This is a genomic window from Thermomonospora catenispora, assembly GCF_006363815.1.
GTDB classification, from domain to species: Bacteria; Actinomycetota; Actinomycetes; order Streptosporangiales; family Streptosporangiaceae; genus Thermomonospora; species Thermomonospora catenispora.
In genome coordinates this window covers 125,157-144,358 of the sequence record NZ_RRYT01000010.1, presented here as the reverse complement: position 1 = coordinate 144,358, position 19,202 = coordinate 125,157, and the positions used below count along the sequence as shown (strand labels likewise).

Below are 19,202 nucleotides of genomic sequence, written 5' to 3'. Positions count from 1 at the left end.
AGGAGAAGGCGTGCCCGACGACAACGCTCCCACCGACCCCAAGGCCACGCCCTCCTCCGCCCCGCACGTCCCCGCCCCCGCCCGTCCTGTCGACGGCCCGCCCTCCGGCGAACGCGACGACGCCCGGCGCGGCTCCGCCGGCGACGGCGCGGGCGAGCGGTCCGCCCCCGGTCCGACCGAGGGGACGGATCGCGCGACCGGCGGCGGGACGGCCGGCGGCCGGGAGGACGGCGCCCCGCGGCGGACGGCCGAGGAGGAGGCGCGGCAGGCGGGCGAGGAGGCGCCGCCCGCCCCCGGGCGGGCGCGGGAACCGGCCCCGGAACCGGACCCGTCGGTGGACCTGGAGCAGCGCAGACGCGAGGCCGGGGCGGACGGCCAGGCGCCGTTCGGGCTGCCGGGACAGCCGCTGGGGAGGACGCACCCGTTCGTGTTCGGGTTCGTGGCGGCGCTCGGCGTGATCACCGCGTGGATGCTGGTGCAGGCCCTGCTCGACGCCCGGAGCGTGATCGTGCTGATCGTGGTGTCGATGTTCCTGGCGGTCGGGCTGAACCCGGCGGTGGAACGGCTCCAGCGGGCCCGGCTGCCGCGCAGCGGGGCGGTGGCGGTGGTCTTCCTGGCGCTGGTGCTGGGCTTCGTGGGCGTGGGCTTCGCGGTCATCCCCCCGCTCACCGAGCAGATCACCAACTTCATCAACCATCTGCCCACCTATATCGAGCAGCTGGGGGAGAACGAGCGCATCCGCGAGCTGGACCGTGAGTTCCAGCTGCTGAGCAAGGCCCAGGAGGCCGTCACCGACCCGGGCTTCGGGCAGAAGCTCGTCGGCGGGGCGCTCGGGGTCGGGCGGGCGGTGGCCGGCGGGGTGTTCAACACCCTCACGGTGCTGATCCTGACGCTGTACTTCCTCAGCTCGCTGCCCACTATCAAGACGTTCTTCTACCGGCTGGTCCCCCGTTCCCGCCGCGCCCGGATCGCCCTGCTCGGCGACGAGATCCTGGCGCGCATCGGCGGGTACGTGGCGGGCAGCGTGACCGTGGCGCTGATCGCGGGCACCACCGCCTACGTCTTCCTGTCGATCATGAACGTGTCGTTCGCGCTGCCGTTGGCGCTGTTCGTCGGGCTGACCGCCCTCATCCCGCTGGTCGGCGCCACCATCGGCGCGACCCTGGCCTGCACGGTGGCGTTCTTCGACGGGCTGTGGACCGGCATCATCTGCGTGATCTTCTTCGTCGTCTACCAGCAGATCGAGAACTACCTGATCCAACCGCGCATCATGAAGCGCGCCGTCGACGTCCAGCCCGCCGTCACCGTCATCGCCGCCCTCATCGGCGGCGCCCTCCTGGGGATCGTGGGCGCCCTGCTGGCCATCCCCACCGCGGCCGCCCTCGCCCTGATCATCCGGGAGGTCGTCATCCCCCGGCAGGACACCCTCTAGCGGCGCTCGGGCGGGCTTCAGGCGGCCCGGGGCGGAGGCGCTCCGGACGAGGCGCCCGGGGGGCATGCGACGCCGCTCGGCGACCCGCCCCGTCGGCGGGTCGCCGAGCCCATGATCCGCACGTCCGCCCGCCGCTCAGCCCACGGTGCGGGAGAGCGCCGCGACGAACTCCTCGAGAGCCCGGTTGAACGGCTCGGGCTGCTCGACCGGGGGAAGATGGCCGGTCCGGGAGATGGTCTGCAGCTCGGCGTCGGGCAGGGCGTCGGCCATGGCCCGGGCGTCGGCCTCGGTGGACAGCCCGTCCTCCTCCCCGCGCAGGACCAGGGCCGGCACCCGGACGCCGCGGAGGGTGTCGAAGGAGGCGTCGCGCGCCGCCATGGCCCGCAGCGCCCAGGCCGCCGCACGCGCCGGGGCGGACTGGACGAGGCCGCGGACCCGGCCGTAGACGAGCGCACGCTGCTGCATGGTGGTGGGGCCCAGCAGCAGTGGGAGCACCTCCTCCAGGAGCACCCGGGCGTCGCCGTCCTCCTCGAGGCGTTCGGCCTGCCGCAGGCGGTTCCGACGGACCTCCTCGGAGTCGGCGCTCGCCTTGGTGTCGGCCAGGACCAGCCCCAGCGGGATCTCGGGATGTCTGCGGCACAACGCCATCGCGACGTACCCGCCCATCGACACGCCGCAGACCACCGCCCGGTCGACGCCCTTGCGCTGCAACAGCTCCGCCACGTCGTCGGCCATGCGGTCGACGGAGGGCTCGTCCTCACCGAGCACCGAGCCGCCGAACCCGCGCAGGTCGGGAGTGATCACGCGGAATCTGCGGCCGAGGTCCTCCCGCTGCGGCAGCCACATCGCCGACGACAGCGGAAACGCGTGCAACAGCACCAGCGGAGTTCCCGCCCCGACGTCCCTGGCATGCAGCTGCACGGTCATCGGGCCTCCCCGGCACGGCGCACCCACTGCTTCATCTCGGCCTGAGTCCTCCTCGGTCGGTGTCTGCGGCAGTCCCCGTCCATCGGGACGATCAACCAATCGTCACTCAAATTTCGCGAACCCCCAAGAACATGACCGCCACCGGCCTCCCCACGACGACCGTCCGCCACATCGGACCGGGCGATCGCCCGGTCCGCCCCGCACGCCGTCGCACCGATGACCGCGAGGCGCGTCCGCACGCGCGGCCGTCGGGCGGCGTCAGGCTGGAGGCCAGTGCTCGGGGAGAGGGTACGCGTGCGGGGCGATCCGACGAACGATCTCATTGAGCACGATGCGGACATACGGCTCGCCCACCCACAGGTGCTTGGCGCCGTCCACGCCGACGACCTCGGCCTGTGGAATGCGCTTGAAGCGCTCCCGGGCCTGGGCGGGGGGCAGGTAGTCGTCGTGCTCGGGGACGAGCGCGACCACCGGGCGGCCGTCGGCGGCCCAGGCGTCGAGGTCGGCGTCGGTGGCGCGGTGGAGCGGCGGGCTCAGCAGGATCAGCCCTTCGACGAGCGGGTCCCGCCCCCACTTGAGGGCCAGCTCGGTGCCGAACGACCAGCCGAGCAGCCACGGGTGCGGCAGGTCGTGGTACTCGGCGTACTCCAGCGCGGCGGCCACGTCGTACCGCTCGGTCTCCCCCTCGCCGAACTCGCCCTGGCTGCGTCCGCGTTCGGACTCGGTGCCGCGCGTATTGAAGCGGAGCACGGCCAGATCGGCCAGCGCGGGCAGCCGGTATGCGGCCTTGCGGAGCACGTGGCTGTCCATCATGCCGCCGTGCGTGGGCAGCGGGTGCAGGCACACCAGCGTCGCCGCCGGCGGCCGTCCCTCCGGCACGGCCAGCTCGCCGACCAGCTCCAGCCCGTCGGCGGTGTGCAACGTGATGTCCGTGCGCGTCGCGGGCAGCACCGTGCCCGCCCTGATCTCCCCCATCACCCTCCCTCGAGGATTCGACATCCCACCTGACGCCTGCTTCCGGGACGCCCGCCGGTCGGCCGCGCGACCCGTCTCCCGCCCGGTGCTCATCCGGCGCCGTGCGACGACGGCCCGGGCCGTCACGACATCCTGGCAGGACGGCGGACCGGACCGGCGGCCCGGCGGGCCGATTCGGGTCGGGACGGGCCGACGCGCACGGCGCGGGGCCGGAGTCCCGGCCCGGTCGTGCCTCAGTAGCGGGGACCGTTGCGGGACCGCTGGATCCTGGGTCTGCGGTGGAGGCGGGAACGCCAGCACGGCGTGTGCCAGTGACGGCGGTCCTCGGCGCCGTCCGGCTCCGCGGGCCAGGCCACCACGTGCCCGACCCCCGGCGCGATCTCGTGGTCGCACCCCGGGCAGCGGTAGGTCTTGACGGCGTTCGCCGGGGCGATCGTCCGGACGATCCACTCGCCGTCCGGCCACTCCTCCCGGCCCTCGAGCCCGAAGAACGACATGGCGACCGGTGATCGGCGGGCGTCCTCGGGTCGCCGTCTGTTCCTGCGGGGGCTCATGGCACTCCAGACTAAGGCCGCCCTTCGGGACTCCGCCCGGCCGGGGCGATCGGGCCCGCCGCCGGCCCCGGCCGGACGCACGCGGTCAGGAGCGGAACGAGCGGCCCGCGATGCGGTGCTCCTCCAGGAGCGGGGCCGGGGCCAGGGCGGCCTCCCGGCTCTCGGCGTAGAGGGCGCGCAGGACGGCCACGGCGCGGTCCGGCCCCAGCCGGTCCAGGTCGGCGATCGGGCCGGAGGGGTAGCCGCAGCCGAGCGTCATGGCGGCGTCGATGGAGTCGGCGTCGGCGTACCCGGCCTCCAGCATGCGGACGGCGTCGTTCAGGTAGGGGAAGCGCAGCGCGTCCACGATGAACCCGGCCCGGTCCCGGCACCGCACGGGGGTCAGGCCGACCTCGGCGGCCAGCGCGGCGGCGCGTTCCGCGGTCCGGGGGGCGGTGACGACGGTGGAGACGACCTCGACCAGCGCGCCCCGGATCTCGGGGAAGTGCAGCCCCACCACGTCGGCGGGACGGCCGGTGGCCATGGCCGACTCGATGACGCCTCCGGTGGAGGCGGTGGTGGCCAGCACCGCGCCGGGCCGGGCCGCCTCGCCCAGGGCCGCCAGCACCGAGCGCTTCACGGACGCGTCCTCGGCCACCGCCTCGATGATCAGGTCGCAGTCGGCGAGGTCGCCCGGCTCCGCGCCGCCGGTGACCCGGGCCAGCTCGTCGGCGTCGAGCGAGTCGGCCAGGGCGGCGCGGACCGAGTCGGCCCCGTCCTCCGTCCCGGCCGCATGACGGACCCGGGATCCCGCTCGGGCGCATCGGGCGACGATCTCCACCGCGAGCGGCCCGGAGCCCACCACGCCCACCACCGGCCGCGGGACCTCCTCCGACGGGGCGGCCTCCTCCCCGGCCTTCCCCTCGGCGGAGTCGTAGGAGTAGAAGCCGCGTCCCGTCTTGCGCCCCAGCAGTCCCGCGGCGACCAGCTCGCGCAGCACGGGGGCGGGCGCGTGCCGCCGGTCCCGCGACTCGCGGTGGACGGCCTCCAGCACTTCCAGGCAGGTGTCCAGCCCGATCAGGTCCATGAGGGTGAACGGCCCCATCGGCAGACCCGCCCCCACCGTCATGGCGGTGTCGATGTCCTCTGCGGACGCATGCCCCGACTCGTACATGGCGGCGGCCTGGTTCAGGTACCCGAACAGCAGGCGGTTGGCCACGAACCCCGCGCGGTCCCCCACCGTCACCGGGGTCTTGCCCAGCGAACGCGCCAGGTCCGCCACCCGGGCGACGGCGGCGGGGTCGGTGAGGACGGTCTTGATGACCTCCACCAGCCTCATCACCGGCGCGGGGTTGAAGAAGTGCACCCCGACGACCTGGGAGGGACGCGCGGTGGAGACGGCGATCTCGGTGACCGACAGCGAGGAGGTGTTGGTCGCCAGCACCGCGTCCTTCCGACAGACCCGGTCCAGCTCGGCGAACACCCGCCGCTTGAGGTCCAGCCGCTCCGGAACGGCCTCGATGACCAGGTCGCAGTCGGCCAGGTCGGCGAACGCGGTGGAGAAGGCGATGCGGTCGAGGATCTCCCGCCGCTGGTCCTCGGTGAGCTTGCCGCGCTTGACCGCACGGCCGGTGGACCGGTCCAGATGACCGCGTCCCCGCTCCAGCGCCTCGTCGTTGACCTCGATGCCGACGACGCTCAGGCCTCCTCGGGCGAGCACCTCGGCGATGCCCGCGCCCATGGTGCCCAGGCCGACGACTCCCACCTTGCTGAACGAACCACCACTCATGCCCGGCAGTCTCCCAGAGCACCCGCCGGGGCCGGTCGTGGGGTAGGTGTAGCAGGGTGCGCTGTGGAGTCTTCCTGTTGGCCACCCGGTTCCCCGGCCGCTCCGACGACGACGCCCTCGCGCGCACCGTCGAGGCCGCCGTCGCGGCGGAACGGGCGGGGTTCGACGAGGTGTGGGTGGCCGAGCACCACTTCATGTCCTATGGGGTGTGCCCGTCCGCGATCACCCTCGCCGGGTTCCTGCTGGGGGCGACCTCCCGCATCGCCGTGGGCACGGCCGTGAGCGTGCTGTCCACCCAGCACCCGGTGGCCCTCGGCGAGCAGGCCGCGATGCTGGCGGCGGTGTCCGGGGGCCGTCTCCGGCTGGGCGTGGGGCGGGGCGGGCCGTGGCGGGACCTGGAGGTGTTCGGCACCGGGCTGGACCGCTATGAGCGCGGTTTCGCCGAGGCGCTGGACCTGCTGCTGGCCTGGCTGGGGTCGGAACGGGTGGGCTGGTCGGGAGAGCACTTCGCGTTCCGTGAGGTGCCGGTGGTACCGCGCACCGCCCATCCGATCCCGGTGTTCGTCGCCTGCACCTCGCCGGCCACGGAGGCGCTGGCGGCGGCCCGCGGGCTGCCCATGCTGCTCGGCATGCACGTCGGCGACGAGGAGAAGGCCGAGGCGGTCGCGCGCTACGGCCGGCCCGCGCCGCACGTCTCTGCGGCCCTGGCCCAGGTCGCCGACACCCGGGAGGCCGCCGTGCGGCTGGTGACGGAGGAGATGCCGCGTTGGCTCGGCCCCGGCCTGGAGGGCTATGTCCCACTGGACGACCGGCCGCGGCGGCGTCGCGACCCGCACGCCTACGCACGCCGGCTGTGCGAGCTGCATCCGGTGGGGACGCCCGACGACTGCGCGGAGGCGATCTGCGCCACGGTGGAGCGCACCGGGATCCGGCACATCCTGCTGATGGTGGAGGCCGCGGGATCCCGGGAGGCCTCCTTGGAGAACATCGCACGTCTGGGCGAGGAGGTCCTCCCCCGCGTCCGGGCGGCCGTCTCGTCGGGCGCCCGGGACGAGCGGCACCGGCCGGACCGTGCGGGCCCGGCCGGATGACGCCGCGACGCGACCCGGCGACCGCGCCCCGGACGCACGGCCGTCCGGCACGGCCTCGTGCGACCGGACCCCGGCGGGGCCGGTCGGCCGGGTCCGGCGAGCCTCGACCCGGCTCGGCCCGGTTCGGCCGGCCGACGGCCATGGAACGACATGGGGAAACCGTCCGGCCGATCAGCAGCCGATCAGCAGCCGATCAGCGACCGATCATCAGTCGATCAGCAATCGCGCAGTTCAGGCGACTGATTGAGAATTTGCTCGCGAGCGGTGATGAAGCGGCGGTACGCCGGGGTCTCGCCGCTGGGGAAGACGGCCACCCGGTGGCAATTTTGGAACGCCAGTTTCACGCCGAAGTGACGTTCCAAAGCGCCGCGCATCGCGTCGCTGGCCAGCACCCGCAGCAGCTGGCCGCGGGCCTGCTCGTCGGGCGGCGGCACCTGGTTGTCGACGAACTCCCCGCCCTCCACCCGGTAGCGCGTGACCAAGCCGCTGATGGTGTTCCAGGCGTACGGCAGCGAGGTGCGGATGCACTCCACGAACTCCGCGTCGTCGACCTCTCCGTGCTGCGCCTTCTCGAGCAGTTCGGGGGACACGTCAAGGGACATGGTCTTCCCTTCCGTAGGCATATGAGCACACCGGGCGATGAGCCCCGCAACTCCCGTGACGTTAACCAGCGGATCCGGTGAATTCCAGCCTTGACAGCATCGCCGATCACCGATCCGCGGTCCCGGAGAATGTCGGCGGATGCGGTTATGCTTTCCTCCCGGATCGACACCGTCGATGCCTATTGCACGAAAGAACCGGAGTATCCGCGCCGACCCCCCGCCGGATCGGCCGGCCGATGCTCTCCCCCTGCGTATGGAAGGACGACGATGTCCCACATCGAACTGAGCAGCCCGGACACATTGCCGGCGCCCTTCGGTTACAGCCATGTGGCGAGCGTGGCACCCGGCAGCCGGCTGGTGTGGACGGCGGGCCAGATCCCCGTCGCCGCCGACGGCACGCCCGCCCCGGCCGGCGACTGGGCCGCACAGACCCGGCTCACCTTCCAGAACCTCGGCCACGCCCTGGAGGCGGCCGGGGCCACCTGGGACGACGTCATCAAGCTCACCTACTACGTCGTCGACACCTCGGAGCTGGAGGTCATCCGCGCCGTCCGCGACGAGTTCGTCAACACCCAGCGCCCGCCCGCCAGCACCCTGGTCAAGGTGGCCGGTCTGTTCCGTCCGGACATCCTCATCGAGATCGAGGCCATCGCCGCCGTCGCCCCCTCCTCCTGAGCGGGCCCTTCCCCGGCCCGGCGGGCCGGGGAAGGCGGCGTCCCGGCCCCGTCGGGGACGGACCTCGCACTCGCCGGCCCGCACGGGGACGGACCACGAGGAGGCCGCGGGCGTCACCACCGGTGGTGACGCCCGGCTCGGCGAGACCTCGGCGCGGGCCGGACCGCCGATCCCCGGTCCGGAGCGGAACGGGTTCACTATGGTGGGGCCTCGTGCGTCTGGTTATCGCTCGTTGCAGTGTGGACTATGTGGGCCGGCTCAACGCCCATCTTCCGCTCGCCCCGCGGCTCATCATGATCAAGGCCGACGGCTCGGTCAGCGTGCACGCCGACGACCGCGCCTACAAGCCGTTGAACTGGATGAACCCGCCCTGCACCCTGCGCGAGGAGCCGGGCGAGGACGGCGCGGTGGCCACGTGGACGGTCACGCACAGCAAGTCGGGCGAGCGGCTGATCCTGACGATCACCGAGTTCCTGCACGACTCCACCCACGAGCTGGGCGTCGACCCGGGGCTGCAGAAGGACGGCGTGGAGGCGCACCTGCAGGAGCTGCTGGCCAAGAACATCACCACGCTCGGCGAGGGCTGGACGCTGATCCGCCGCGAGTATCCGACCGCGATCGGGCCGGTGGACATCCTGTGCCGGGACGCCGACAACATGACCGTGGCGGTGGAGATCAAGCGACGCGGCGAGATCGACGGGGTCGAGCAGCTCACCCGCTATCTGGAGCTGCTCAACCGCGACCCGCTGCTGGCGCCCGTCCGGGGGGTGTTCGCCGCGCAGGAGATCAAGCCGCAGGCGCGGGTGCTGGCCGCCGACCGCGGCATCGACTGCGTGACGCTGGACTACGACGCCCTGCGCGGCATCAAGCACGAGGACACGCTGTTTTGAGCCGCCCGGCCCGAGGGCTTTGAGCCGCCCCGGCGGGACCGGCGGGGACCGGCGGAAGAGACGCCGGCCGCGGCGGTCCGCGGTGCGGCGCGGGGCGACGGCGCGAACGGTAGCCTTCGGTGCATGCCCCCGGTCAGCACGGACAGCACCCGAGAGCGGATCATCGACGCCGCCGAGAGCTGCTTCGCGCGGTACGGGGTCGCCAAGACCACGGTGGAGGACATCGCGGCGGCGGCCGGGCTGTCCCGCGCCACCGTGTACCGCAGCGTCAGCGGCGGCCGGGACGAGCTGATCCTCGCCGTCATGCTGCGCGACGTGGAGCGGTTCCTGGACCGGCTGGCGGACCGGCTGCGGCGGGCCGGGTCGGTGGCGGACGCGGTGGTCGAGGGCGTCATGGACGCCGTCTCCTACATCCGGGGACAGCGGCACATGGTGCAGTTCCTGGTGCCGGAGGCGGCCGGGCACACGCATGCGGTGCTGACCGGGTCGGCCGAGCGCATCCTCAGGCTGTGCTGCGACTATGTCCGCCCGTACTTCGCGGCGGCGCAGCGGGAGGGGCTGATCCGGGCCGACATCGAGGTGGAGGGGACGGTGGAGTTCCTGTTCCGGATCATCACCTCGCTGATCGTGCTGGATCGGGATCGCGGCCCGGACGGCACCAGGAACTTCCTGCGCTCTTATGTCGCCCCGGTCATCGTGGGCGCATGAGCCGCGACGACGGAACGGATCTGGCGAAGGGACGGGCATGGGTACGGTGCACGAGCTGACGGGCGGCCGGTCGGTGGTCAGGCCGAGCCCGGTGTTCCTGGGGATCGTCGGCCTCACCGTGCTCTGCGGGGTCGCCGCTTGGCGGCAGGAGTTCTACTTCGACGAGAAGTTCTCCCAGTTCGCGGTGTTCGGACTGGTGCTGGCGGGCTGGATCCTGTCGCTGTGCCTGCACGAGTTCGGGCACGCGTACCTGGCCTACCGGTCGGGCGATCACGGCGCCGCCACCCGGGGCTACCTGACGCTGAACCCGCTCAAGTACGGCGACGTCACCTTGTCGTTCCTGCTGCCGGTGCTGTTCATCCTGATGGGCGGCATCGGCCTGCCCGGCGGCGCGGTGTGGATCGACCGGGGCCGCATCCCCGGCCGGCTGCGGCACAGCCTGATCTCGGCGGCCGGGCCGCTGGCCAACCTGGCGTTCGCGATCGTGCTGGCGGTCGCGGTGACCAATCTGCGCTCCCCCGATCATCTGGTGTTCTGGTCGGCGCTGGCGTTCCTGACGTTCCTCCAGGTGACGGCCGCCCTGCTGAACCTGCTGCCGATCCCCGGTCTGGACGGCTTCGGCATCGTCGAGCCCTATCTGCCCCGCCGCTGGGCCGCCAAGGCGAACGAGGTCGGCGGCTATGCGTTCCTGATCCTGCTGGCGGTGCTGTGGATCCCGCCGGTGAACGGGCTGTTCTTCGACGTCGTCCTCCACGTCACCGATCTGCTGGGCGTCCAGACCGAGGCCATCAGCGACGGGCTGAGGTGGTTCCGCGCCGCCATCGGCATGTGACCCCGCGCATCGGGCCGGCCGGTCCGATGCGGCGGGCTCCTTACTCTCCTTCATGTTCTCCTCCGCGCCGGACGGGCGGCCGGCGCGGAGTGCGCGCAGGCCGGTCACCCGCCCGGCGACGGGCCCCGCCGCGGCGGAGCCGCGATCGCGGCGCGGGGATCGACACGGGGCTCCTCGTCTCCCCGGGACGGCTCGGGAGTGCTTTACTGGACCCGACGCCTGAAAGCAATTGCTTACTCAGCTCTCCCGGGAGGTCTCATGTCCGTGACAACGGAGAGCACCACCTTCACATCGCTGAACCCGGCCACCGGCGAGGTCGTCGGAGAGCACCCGATCCACGACCAGGCGGCCGTCCGCGCGGCCGTCGCCCGGGCCCGTGAGGCCGCCGAATGGTGGCGCGAACTGGGCTGGAAGGAACGGCGGCTGCGGCTGCTCAACTACAAGAGCTCGCTGGTCCGCAACCTCAACCGGGTCGCCGAGCTGGTGCACCAGGAGACCGGCAAGCCGCTGATCGACGCCCGGCTGGAGCTGGTGCTGTCCATCACCCATCTGGACTGGGCCGCCCGGAACGCCCGCAAGGTGCTCCGGCCGCGCAACGTCTACCCGGGGCTGGCCGCCATCAACCACAAATGCGTGCTGGAGTACCAGCCGCTCGGCGTGATCGGCGTGATCGGGCCGTGGAACTACCCCGTCTTCACCCCGATGGGCTCGATCGCCTACGCGCTGGCCGCCGGGAACGCGGTGGTGTTCAAACCGTCGGAGTACACCCCGGGAGTGGGCCTGCTGCTGGCCGAGCTGTTCGAGTCCGTGGTGCCCGAGAAGCCGGTGTTCCAGGTGGTCACCGGGTTCGGGGAGACCGGCGCCGCGCTGGCCCGCAGCGGCGTCGACAAGATCGCCTTCACCGGCTCCGGCCCCACCGCCCGCAAGGTGATGGCGGCCTGCGCGGAGAACCTCACCCCGATGGTCGCCGAATGCGGCGGCAAGGACGCGTTCATCGTCGACGCCGACGCCGACCTGGAGGCGGCGGCCGACGCGGCGGTGTTCGGGGGCATGTCCAACGCCGGCCAGACCTGCGTGGGCGTCGAGCGCGTCTATGTGGTGGAGAGCGTCTATGAGGAGTTCCTCGGCAAGCTCACCGAGAAGGCCGGGCGGCTGCGCCCCGGATTCGACCGGGAGGCCGACTACGGCCCGATCACCATGCCCGGCCAGCTCCCGATCATCGAACGGCACATCAAGGACGCCCTGGACAAGGGCGGCAAGGCCGTGGTCGGCGGCGTCGAGTCGGTCCGCAAGCCGTACGTCGAACCGGTGATCCTCACCGACGTGCCCGACGACTCGGCCGCGGCGTGCGAGGAGACGTTCGGCCCCACCATCACCGTGCACAAGGTCAAGAACGCCGAGGAGGCGCTGGAGAAGGCCAACCGCACCCCCTACGGGCTGGCCGGGGCGATCTTCTCCCGCGACAAGTCCCGGGCGATGGACCTGGCGCGCCGGATGCGGTCCGGGGCGACCTCCATCAACGCGGTCATCGCGTTCGCCTCGGTGCCGGCGCTGCCGTTCGGCGGGGTCGGCGAGTCCGGATTCGGCCGGATCCACGGGGCCGACGGGCTGCGCGAGTTCGCCCGCGCCAAGGCCATCACCCGGCAGCGGTTCGCCCTGCCGATCAATGTGGCCTCCTTCTCCCGCACGGAGAAGGACATGGCCCGCCTGCTCAAGCTGATCACCGCGCTGCACGGCAAGCGCCATCGGTGAGCCTCGGGCGGCCGGGGCTAAGACCCCCGGCCCCGGCTAAGACCTCCTAAGGCCCCGAAGATAGGGCGTCGTCCCGATGCGGCGGGTGCCGTCTTAGCGCGAACCTCGAAGCGTCGGACCGGACGGCCCGGTCCGACGAGAGGAGACGCGCAGATGCACCCCGACATGTCAAAGGCGATCATGAAGGACCGGGAGCGCCGGATGCGGGAGGAGGCCGAGGCCGCCGCGAAGGCCGCCAAGGCGAAGGAGCGCCGGAAGTGACCCGGCGTCCGCGGCCGCCCGCTCCATCCGGCTGCCGCAACGGAGCCCAGACCCCCTCGTCCACCCCGGGGCGAGGGGGTCTTCGCTGCGGCGCCTCAGACCCTCACCGGGGGCAGGGGGGCGCGGCCCCTGAGGAGATCGGCGGCGCGTTCGGCGACGGCGACGGCGGCGGCGACGGTGCCGCCGCGCGGCGCCGTCGGCATGACCGAGGCGTCCACCACCCGCAGCCCCTCCACGCCGCGCACCCGCAGCAGGGGGTCGACGACCGAGCCGGCGCCGTCGCCCATGGCGCACGTGCCGGCCGGGCGGGAGGCGGGGACGGCGTTCCGCCGCACCCACGCGCGCAGCTCCTCATCGGTCTCGACCTGCTCGCCCGGGGCGCGTTCCCCCTGCGTCGCCCGGCCGAGCGGATCGGTCGCGGCGATCTGCCGGGCCTGCCGCACCCCGGCGACCAGGACGTCCACATCGGCCTTCTCGGCCAGATACGCCGGGTCGATCAGCGGCTTGGCGTACGGACTCGCCGAACGCAGCGTGATCCGGCCCCGGCCGGCGACGGCGACCGCGGTGACGAACACGGTGAGCTGTCGCTGCGCGACATCGGCCAGGCCCTGGTCGACGCAGGGGGTGGGCAGCACGTGGTACTGCAGGTCGGGGGCGGGCAGTCCGTCGGCCGTCCGGGTGAAGCCGCCCGCCTCGGCGACGTTGGAGGCCAGCGGCCCCCGGCCCAGCGTCGCCCACAGCGCGTGATACCGCACGCCGACGGCCTCCCAGAGCGCCTTGACGGTCGGGGTCGCCCATCGCATCGGGACGGCCACGTGGTCCTGCAGCCCCTCCCCCACGCCCGGGAGATCGACCAGCACCTCGATGCCGTGCTCGCGGAGCCGGTCGGCGGGACCGACGCCCGACCGCATGAGCAGCCGCGGGCTGCCCACCGCGCCGGCGGACAGCACCACCTCGGCCGCGGCGCGCGCCTCGACCCGCTCGCCGCGCAGCTCGTAGCGGACGCCCACGGCCCGCCCGTTCTCGATGATCACCTCGGTGACCAGCGCGTCGGTCCGCACGGTCAAGTTCGGACGGCCCATCGCCGGGCGCAGGTAGGCGTCGGCGGCCGACCAGCGCCGCCCGTACCGCTGGGTGACCTGGTAATGCCCGACGCCGTCCATCACGGCGCCGTTGAAGTCGCCGTTGGCCGGGAGCCCGTACCTCCGCGCCGACTCCACCCACGCCCGGGTCAGCGGATGCTTGAAGCGCAGGTCCTCCACCCGCAGCGGACCGCCCGTCCCGTGGTACGCGGACTCGCCGCGCTGCTGGTCCTCGGCCTTGACGAAGTACGGCAGCAGGTCCGCATACCCCCAGCCCGTGCAGCCGTGGACGTCGCGCCAGGCGTCGAAGTCGCACCGATGCCCCCGGAGGTAGATCATCGCGTCGAGGGACGAGGATCCGCCGAGGGTGCGCCCCCGCGTCCAGCGCATGGTGCGCCCCGCCGCATGCTCCTGCGGGACGGTGGCGTAGTTCCAGTCCCAGGGGCCCTGGCTGAGGGAGGCGACGCTCGCCGGGACGCGGATCTCGGGTGCGTCGTCCGGCGGCCCGGCCTCCAGCACCAGCACCGTCGTCTGCGGATCCTCGCTCAGCCGGGCGGCCAGCACGCAGCCCGCACCGCCCGCCCCCACGATGATGTAGTCGTACACGACCGCCTCCCGGCGCCCCGGCACAAGCGACCTGAGATGAGCGACAGACAAGCGACGGGTGAGCGACACGCCGCCCGAGCTGACATCATGACATCTTTTAGAACAAACCGTCAGTGACGTGATCACCCGGACACCGACCCCCGGGGCCTAGGGTGTTCGGTATGCCGAAGAACGAGGAGACCCCCGTCGTCCTGTCACGGATCTACACCCGGACCGGGGACGACGGCACCACCGCCCTGGGCGACATGTCGCGGACCCGCAAGACCGACCCCCGCCTGGCCGCCTACGCCGACGTGGAGGAGGCCAACGCCGCCATCGGGGTCGCCCTCGCCCTGGGCTCCCTCCCCGAGGAGCTGCGCGCCCTGCTGGTGCGCGTCCAGAACGACCTGTACGACGTGGGCGCCGACCTGTGCACCCCGATGAGCGACGACTCCGCGACCGGACATCGGCCGCTGCGCGTCGAGGAGTCCTACATCACCCGGCTGGAGGAGGCCTGCGACCGGTACAACGCCGAGCTGAAGCCGCTGCGCAGCTTCATCCTCCCCGGCGGCGCCCCCGGAGCCGCCCTGCTGCACCTCGCCCGCACCGTCACCCGCCGCGCCGAACGCTCGGTCTGGGCCGCCATCGAGCACCACGGCGCCGCCCCCGAGGGCACCGTCAACCCGCTCACCGCCCGCTACCTCAACCGCCTGTCCGACCTGCTGTTCATCCTCTGCCGGGTCGCCAACGCCGACCACGGCGACGTGCTGTGGAGGCCCGGCGGAGAACGCTAGCGCCGACCGAGGTGGGGCTATCCCCACTTCGAAGACGCCGGAGAACCGTCTGTCCCGCAGGCCGCGCCGTGCCCGATGCTGAAAGCGAACGCATCCGGGGGAAGAAAGCGACGACGATAACGATGACGAACAGGCGGACGGGCATTGTGGCGGCGCTGGCCGCGACCGGCATGGCCGTGGCGCTCGGAGGCTGCGCCCTCCTCGACGCCACGACCTACCACGAGGACCGCCGCTACCGGCTGCCCGCGACGGTCTCCGAGCTCAGTCTCCGGGTCGGCACCGCCGACGTGGAGATCGTCGGCAGCGACACCACGACGATCAACGTGCACGAGCGTCTGTCGTGGAGCAAGGAGCGCAAGCCGACCACGACCCACCGCCACGAGGGCCGCACCCTGGTGCTGAGCTACGCCTGCCCCGACGGGATCGCCATCGGCGTCAACATCTGCTCGGTCGACTACCGGATCGAGATGCCGCGCGCCCTGGCCGCCCGGATCCAGGCCGACACCGGAGACATCCGCCTCCGCGCCCTGGCCGGCCCGCTCCGCATCACCACCGACAGCGGCAACGTCACCGCCACCGACCTGCGCGGCGGGAACGTCGACGTCACCACCGACACCGGGAACATCCGGCTGACCGGAGCCGGATCGGTGCGGGCGCGCACCGACGTCGGCAACGTGATCCTCGCTCGAATCCAGGGGCGTTCGGTGACCGCAGCCACCGACGCCGGCAACATCCAGATCGGCTACCGCGCCGACCGCGTCCCCGACTCCGTCACCGCCACCACCGACGACGGCAACGTCCAGATCACGGTCCCCGCCACGGTCGGATACGCCCTCGACACCCGCACCCGGGACGACCACAACCGGCCCGAGGTCACCGGGCTGCGCATCGACTCGGGTTCGCCGCACCGGATCACCGTCACCACCGGCTACGGGAACATCAGCGTCACGGCCGCCTGAGGCCTCCGCCCCGCCGGGCCCCGGCGCTCAGGACAGGTCGACCGGGAAGCCCGGCGGGGCCGCCTCCAGCCAGGCCAGGAAGCCGGTCAAGGCGGCGGAGTTCATCGCCAGCTCCAGCCGCTGGTCCCCGTTGCGGATCTCCACGATCCCGGCCTCCGGCGGCAGGTCCACGGCCTCGGCCGGGTCGGGTGCGCGCCGGTTGGACACGACAAGGCCCCGGCGGTGAATCACCTGCCGGGGCCGAATGCGCACTTCGAAGGCCCGATGCCAGTGCAGTTCGTCGCCCTTGTAGCGGCCGACGCCCAGCTGCCAGGGACCCGGCGCGCCGTCGGCGGGCAACGCCCGCAGGCTGCACTCCACCACGCCGCCACGGCGGTGGAGCGCCCACTGCCGCACCAGCACCGCGGCGAGCAGCAGCACCGCCACCGCGCACAGCAGGGCGAGCACCACGCCCGCGTCCCTCAGGTGCCCTGCCAAGCCGTGCGTCTCCGCCCTGGTCCGTCGCCTCGCTAGGCCTCGAGCTCGGCGGCGCGCAGTTTGGCGCGGGCCCGCCGCTGGATCACCGGGGCCTCATCGTCCAAGGCGCGGCCCTCGGCCTCGGACAGTTCGCGCTGCGCGGCCTCCACGTCCACGTCCCGGCCCAGCACCGCCTGCTCGGCCAGGATCGAGACCTCATCGAAGGCCACGGAGAAGAAGCCGCTGCCGACCATCGCCACGACCTCCGGCGACCCGTCGGCCGGCGTCACCTTCACCACGCTGCCGTCCAGCAGCACACCGAGCACCGGGGTGTGACCGGGCAGGATGCCGAGCTGGCCATCGACGGTCTGCGCGACCACCTGGGTGGCCTCACCGGACCAGATCTCACGCTCCGGTGAGACCAGGCCCACCTTCAGGGTTGCCACTTGCACTCCTCGCGCTCAACGGAACCGTCGGCCGTCGCGGGCGGGACGCCCTGCAGGCGCCCCACCCGCGACCGGTCCTCACTTGGTCAGTTCCTTGTACTTCTTCTCGACGTCGTCGATGCCGCCGCACATGTAGAACGCCTGCTCGGGCACGTGGTCGTACTTGCCCTCGACGATCGCCTTGAAGGAGGAGATGGTCTCGTCCAGCTCCACGAACACGCCGGGCTGGCCGGTGAAGGCCTCGGCCACGAACATCGGGTGCGACAGGAAGCGCTCGATGCGCCGCGCCCGGTTCACCGTGACCTTGTCCTCTTCCGACAGCTCGTCGATGCCGAGGATGGCGATGATGTCCTGCAGCTCCTTGTACTTCTGCAGGATCCGCTTGACCTCCTGGGCGACCTCGTAGTGCTCCTGGCCGATCACCTGCGGATCCATGATCCGGGAGGTGGAGTCCAGCGGGTCCACCGCCGGGAAGATGCCCTTCTCGGCGATGGGACGGGCGAGCACCGTGGTGGCGTCCAGGTGGGCGAAGGTGGTGTGCGGCGCCGGGTCGGTGATGTCGTCGGCGGGCACGTAGATCGCCTGCATCGAGGTGATCGAGTGACCGCGCGTGGAGGTGATCCGCTCCTGCAGCACACCCATCTCATCGGCCAGGGTCGGCTGGTAACCCACCGCCGAGGGCATCCGGCCGAGCAGGGTGGACACCTCCGAACCCGCCTGGGTGAACCGGAAGATGTTGTCGATGAACAGCAGCACGTCCTTCTTCTGGACGTCCCGGAAGTACTCGGCCATGGTCAGCGCCGACAGCGCCACCCGCAGTCGGGTGCCCGGCGGCTCGTCCATCTGGCCGAACACCAGGACGGTGTCCTTGAGGACGCCCGACTCGGCCATCTCCACCCACAGGTCGTTGCCCTCGCGGGTGCGCTCGCCCACGCCGGCGAAGCAGGAGGTGCCGCCGAAGTTCTTGGCGACCCGGCGGATCATCTCCTGGATCAGCACGGTCTTGCCCACGCCCGCGCCGCCGAACAGGCCGATCTTGCCGCCCTTGACGTACGGGGTGAGCAGGTCGATGACCTTGATGCCGGTGACCAGCATCTCGGTCTTGGACTCCAGCTGGTCGAAGTCAGGGGCCTTGCGGTGGATGCTCCACCGCTCGTTGATCTCCAGCGAGGAGGTGGGGACGTCCAGGGTCTCGCCCAGGGCGTTCCACACGTGCCCCTTGGTGACGTCGCCGACCGGAACCGAGATGGGGGCGCCGGTGTCGACCACGGTCGCGCCGCGCACCAGGCCGTCGGTCGGCTGCATCGAGATGGCCCGGACCATGTTGTCGCCCAGGTGCTGGGCGACCTCCAGGGTCAGGGTCTTGGTCTCCTCGCCGAGAGTCACATCGACGTGGAGGGCGTTGTAAATCTCCGGCATGGCGTCGGCGGGGAACTCCACGTCGACGACCGGGCCGATGATTCGGGCGACACGCCCGGTAGCGGTCGCCGTCTCTACCTGTGCGGTCACTTACTCACTCCCCGCGCTCGACTCGGCGAGCGCTTCAGCGCCACCGACGATCTCGCTGATTTCCTGGGTGATCTCGGCCTGCCGCGCCTGGTTGGCCATGCGCGTGTAGACCTCGATCAGTTCGTTCGCGTTGTCCGTCGCGGACTTCATCGCTCGGCGCACCGAGGCGTGGAACGAGGCCGCCGACTGGAGCAGCATGTGGAAGATCCGGCTCTCCACATAGTTCGGCAGCAGCAGGTCCAGCGCCGCCTCCGCGCTGGGCTCGAACTCATAGGCCGGCAGCACCTGCCCGGAGGTCGTCTCCTCGATCTCCAGCGGCAGCAGCCGGAGCACCCGCACCTGCTGGGTCAACATCGAGACGAACTCGGTGTAGACCACGTGGATCTCGCCCACGCCGCCTTCGGCGTCGGTCTTGAGGAAGTCCTCGGTCAGCCGGCGCCCGACCCGCTCCGCACCGGCGAAGTCGGGCCGGTCGGACATGCCGTTCCACTGGGCGGCCAGCTCCCGGTTGCGGAACCGGTACCAGGTGATGCCCTTGTTGCCGATGACATAGGGCACCGGCTCACGGCCCCGCTCCCGCAGCCGCGCGATCAGCGCCTCGGCCTCACGGATCACGTTGGCGTTGTAGGCGCCGCAGAAGCCGCGGTCGCTGGTGATGATCAGCACCGCCGAGCGGCGATCCTCCGGCTGCTCGCGCAGCAGCGGATGGTCGATCCCCACCCGATGGCTGATCAGCGCGGTCAACGCCCGGGTGATCTGGTCGGCGTACGGCTTGGACGCCTCCACCGCCTGCTGGGCCTTGACGATCCGCGAGGTGGCGATCATCTCCTGGGCGCGAGTGATCTTGGCGGTCGACTTGACCGATCTGATCTTGCGCCGCAGGAGGCGAAGCTGTGCACCCATG

General features: G+C 72.1%; 19 protein-coding genes. 9 read left to right on the top strand and 10 right to left on the bottom strand.

Annotated elements, in window-relative coordinates:
- The first annotated feature begins 10 nt into the window (after positions 1–10).
- The gene (locus EIO00_RS10720; protein ID WP_140177720.1) at positions 11–1,432 is read left to right on the top strand and encodes an AI-2E family transporter; all 1,422 of its coding nucleotides are present in this window, start codon (positions 11–13) and stop codon (positions 1,430–1,432) included.
- A gap of 135 nt (positions 1,433–1,567) precedes the next feature.
- Here the strand turns inward: EIO00_RS10720 and EIO00_RS10715 are convergent, their stop codons facing one another.
- From EIO00_RS10715 to EIO00_RS25600, 4 genes are all read right to left on the bottom strand, one after another.
- Positions 1,568–2,359: an alpha/beta fold hydrolase gene (locus EIO00_RS10715; RefSeq protein ID WP_140177718.1), complete on the bottom strand. Its 792-nt coding sequence runs from the start codon at positions 2,357–2,359 to the stop codon at positions 1,568–1,570.
- Positions 2,360–2,617: 258 nt separating this feature from the next.
- Complete coding sequence (locus EIO00_RS10710; RefSeq protein WP_140177716.1) at positions 2,618–3,334, bottom strand: alpha/beta hydrolase; 717 nt, start codon at positions 3,332–3,334, stop codon at positions 2,618–2,620.
- 233 nt (positions 3,335–3,567) lie between these two features.
- A complete protein-coding gene (locus EIO00_RS10705) occupies positions 3,568–3,888 on the bottom strand; it encodes an ATP/GTP-binding protein (RefSeq protein WP_140177714.1) in 321 nt (106 codons plus the stop codon).
- Between the two features lie 85 nt (positions 3,889–3,973).
- Positions 3,974–5,656: a 3-hydroxyacyl-CoA dehydrogenase family protein gene (locus EIO00_RS25600; protein WP_140177712.1), complete on the bottom strand. Its 1,683-nt coding sequence runs from the start codon at positions 5,654–5,656 to the stop codon at positions 3,974–3,976.
- Positions 5,657–5,712: 56 nt separating this feature from the next.
- Between EIO00_RS25600 and EIO00_RS10695 the strand changes: the two genes are divergently transcribed.
- Positions 5,713–6,747, top strand: a complete 1,035-nt coding sequence (locus EIO00_RS10695; RefSeq protein ID WP_140177710.1) for an LLM class flavin-dependent oxidoreductase — start codon at positions 5,713–5,715, stop codon at positions 6,745–6,747.
- A 215-nt stretch (positions 6,748–6,962) separates the two neighbouring features.
- Here EIO00_RS10695 and EIO00_RS10690 read toward each other — a convergent pair whose 3' ends face one another.
- The gene (locus EIO00_RS10690; protein ID WP_140177765.1) at positions 6,963–7,349 is read right to left on the bottom strand and encodes an SCO5389 family protein; all 387 of its coding nucleotides are present in this window, start codon (positions 7,347–7,349) and stop codon (positions 6,963–6,965) included.
- A gap of 267 nt (positions 7,350–7,616) precedes the next feature.
- On the opposite strand from EIO00_RS10690, the gene EIO00_RS10685 reads away from it, so the two are divergent.
- The 5 genes from EIO00_RS10685 to EIO00_RS10665 all read left to right on the top strand — a co-directional run bounded on the left by EIO00_RS10685 (position 7,617) and on the right by EIO00_RS10665 (position 12,206).
- Positions 7,617–8,024: a RidA family protein gene (locus EIO00_RS10685; RefSeq protein WP_140177708.1), complete on the top strand. Its 408-nt coding sequence runs from the start codon at positions 7,617–7,619 to the stop codon at positions 8,022–8,024.
- Positions 8,025–8,236: 212 nt separating this feature from the next.
- Complete coding sequence (gene nucS, locus EIO00_RS10680) at positions 8,237–8,914, top strand: endonuclease NucS (RefSeq protein WP_140177707.1); 678 nt, start codon at positions 8,237–8,239, stop codon at positions 8,912–8,914.
- Between the two features lie 123 nt (positions 8,915–9,037).
- Positions 9,038–9,622, top strand: a complete 585-nt coding sequence (locus EIO00_RS10675) for a TetR/AcrR family transcriptional regulator (protein ID WP_140177705.1) — start codon at positions 9,038–9,040, stop codon at positions 9,620–9,622.
- Positions 9,623–9,659: 37 nt separating this feature from the next.
- A complete protein-coding gene (locus EIO00_RS10670; protein WP_140177703.1) occupies positions 9,660–10,454 on the top strand; it encodes a site-2 protease family protein in 795 nt (264 codons plus the stop codon).
- A 258-nt stretch (positions 10,455–10,712) separates the two neighbouring features.
- A complete protein-coding gene (locus EIO00_RS10665; protein ID WP_140177702.1) occupies positions 10,713–12,206 on the top strand; it encodes an aldehyde dehydrogenase family protein in 1,494 nt (497 codons plus the stop codon).
- Between the two features lie 356 nt (positions 12,207–12,562).
- Here EIO00_RS10665 and EIO00_RS10660 read toward each other — a convergent pair whose 3' ends face one another.
- Positions 12,563–14,155: a GMC family oxidoreductase gene (locus EIO00_RS10660; RefSeq protein WP_140177700.1), complete on the bottom strand. Its 1,593-nt coding sequence runs from the start codon at positions 14,153–14,155 to the stop codon at positions 12,563–12,565.
- Between the two features lie 161 nt (positions 14,156–14,316).
- On the opposite strand from EIO00_RS10660, the gene EIO00_RS10655 reads away from it, so the two are divergent.
- Together EIO00_RS10655 and EIO00_RS10650 are read left to right on the top strand one after the other, a co-directional pair.
- On the top strand, positions 14,317–14,928 hold the full coding sequence (locus EIO00_RS10655) for a cob(I)yrinic acid a,c-diamide adenosyltransferase (protein WP_140177698.1): 612 nt from the start codon (positions 14,317–14,319) through the stop codon (positions 14,926–14,928).
- Positions 14,929–15,050: 122 nt separating this feature from the next.
- Entirely contained in the window at positions 15,051–15,887 is an 837-nt protein-coding gene (locus EIO00_RS10650) for a DUF4097 family beta strand repeat-containing protein (RefSeq protein ID WP_140177696.1), read from the top strand.
- 27 nt (positions 15,888–15,914) lie between these two features.
- Here the strand turns inward: EIO00_RS10650 and EIO00_RS10645 are convergent, their stop codons facing one another.
- From EIO00_RS10645 to EIO00_RS10630, 4 genes are all read right to left on the bottom strand, one after another.
- A complete protein-coding gene (locus tag EIO00_RS10645; protein ID WP_140177694.1) occupies positions 15,915–16,364 on the bottom strand; it encodes a DUF2550 domain-containing protein in 450 nt (149 codons plus the stop codon).
- Between the two features lie 32 nt (positions 16,365–16,396).
- Complete coding sequence (locus EIO00_RS10640; RefSeq protein ID WP_140177692.1) at positions 16,397–16,789, bottom strand: F0F1 ATP synthase subunit epsilon; 393 nt, start codon at positions 16,787–16,789, stop codon at positions 16,397–16,399.
- Between the two features lie 78 nt (positions 16,790–16,867).
- Positions 16,868–18,298 carry a F0F1 ATP synthase subunit beta gene (atpD, locus tag EIO00_RS10635; RefSeq protein WP_140177690.1) on the bottom strand — a complete coding sequence of 477 codons (1,431 nt, stop codon included), beginning with the start codon at positions 18,296–18,298 and terminating at the stop codon, positions 16,868–16,870.
- A complete protein-coding gene (locus EIO00_RS10630) occupies positions 18,299–19,201 on the bottom strand; it encodes a F0F1 ATP synthase subunit gamma (protein ID WP_140177688.1) in 903 nt (300 codons plus the stop codon).
- Between the last annotated feature and the right edge of the window lies 1 nt (position 19,202).

Excerpts from the sequence above, each read along its gene's own strand:
- EIO00_RS10715 (WP_140177718.1), bottom strand. The coding sequence starts at position 2,359 with ATGACCGTGCAGCTGCATGCCAGGGACGTCGGGGCGGGAACTCCGCTG.
- EIO00_RS10710 (WP_140177716.1), bottom strand. The coding sequence starts at position 3,334 with ATGGGGGAGATCAGGGCGGGCACGGTGCTGCCCGCGACGCGCACGGAC.
- EIO00_RS10705 (WP_140177714.1), bottom strand. The coding sequence starts at position 3,888 with ATGAGCCCCCGCAGGAACAGACGGCGACCCGAGGACGCCCGCCGATCA.
- EIO00_RS25600 (WP_140177712.1), bottom strand. The coding sequence starts at position 5,656 with ATGAGTGGTGGTTCGTTCAGCAAGGTGGGAGTCGTCGGCCTGGGCACC.
- EIO00_RS10690 (WP_140177765.1), bottom strand. The coding sequence starts at position 7,349 with ATGTCCCTTGACGTGTCCCCCGAACTGCTCGAGAAGGCGCAGCACGGA.
- EIO00_RS10685 (WP_140177708.1), top strand. The coding sequence starts at position 7,617 with ATGTCCCACATCGAACTGAGCAGCCCGGACACATTGCCGGCGCCCTTC.
- EIO00_RS10675 (WP_140177705.1), top strand. The coding sequence starts at position 9,038 with ATGCCCCCGGTCAGCACGGACAGCACCCGAGAGCGGATCATCGACGCC.
- EIO00_RS10670 (WP_140177703.1), top strand. The coding sequence starts at position 9,660 with ATGGGTACGGTGCACGAGCTGACGGGCGGCCGGTCGGTGGTCAGGCCG.
- EIO00_RS10665 (WP_140177702.1), top strand. The coding sequence starts at position 10,713 with ATGTCCGTGACAACGGAGAGCACCACCTTCACATCGCTGAACCCGGCC.
- EIO00_RS10655 (WP_140177698.1), top strand. The coding sequence starts at position 14,317 with ATGCCGAAGAACGAGGAGACCCCCGTCGTCCTGTCACGGATCTACACC.
- EIO00_RS10650 (WP_140177696.1), top strand. The coding sequence starts at position 15,051 with ATGACGAACAGGCGGACGGGCATTGTGGCGGCGCTGGCCGCGACCGGC.
- EIO00_RS10630 (WP_140177688.1), bottom strand. The coding sequence starts at position 19,201 with ATGGGTGCACAGCTTCGCCTCCTGCGGCGCAAGATCAGATCGGTCAAG.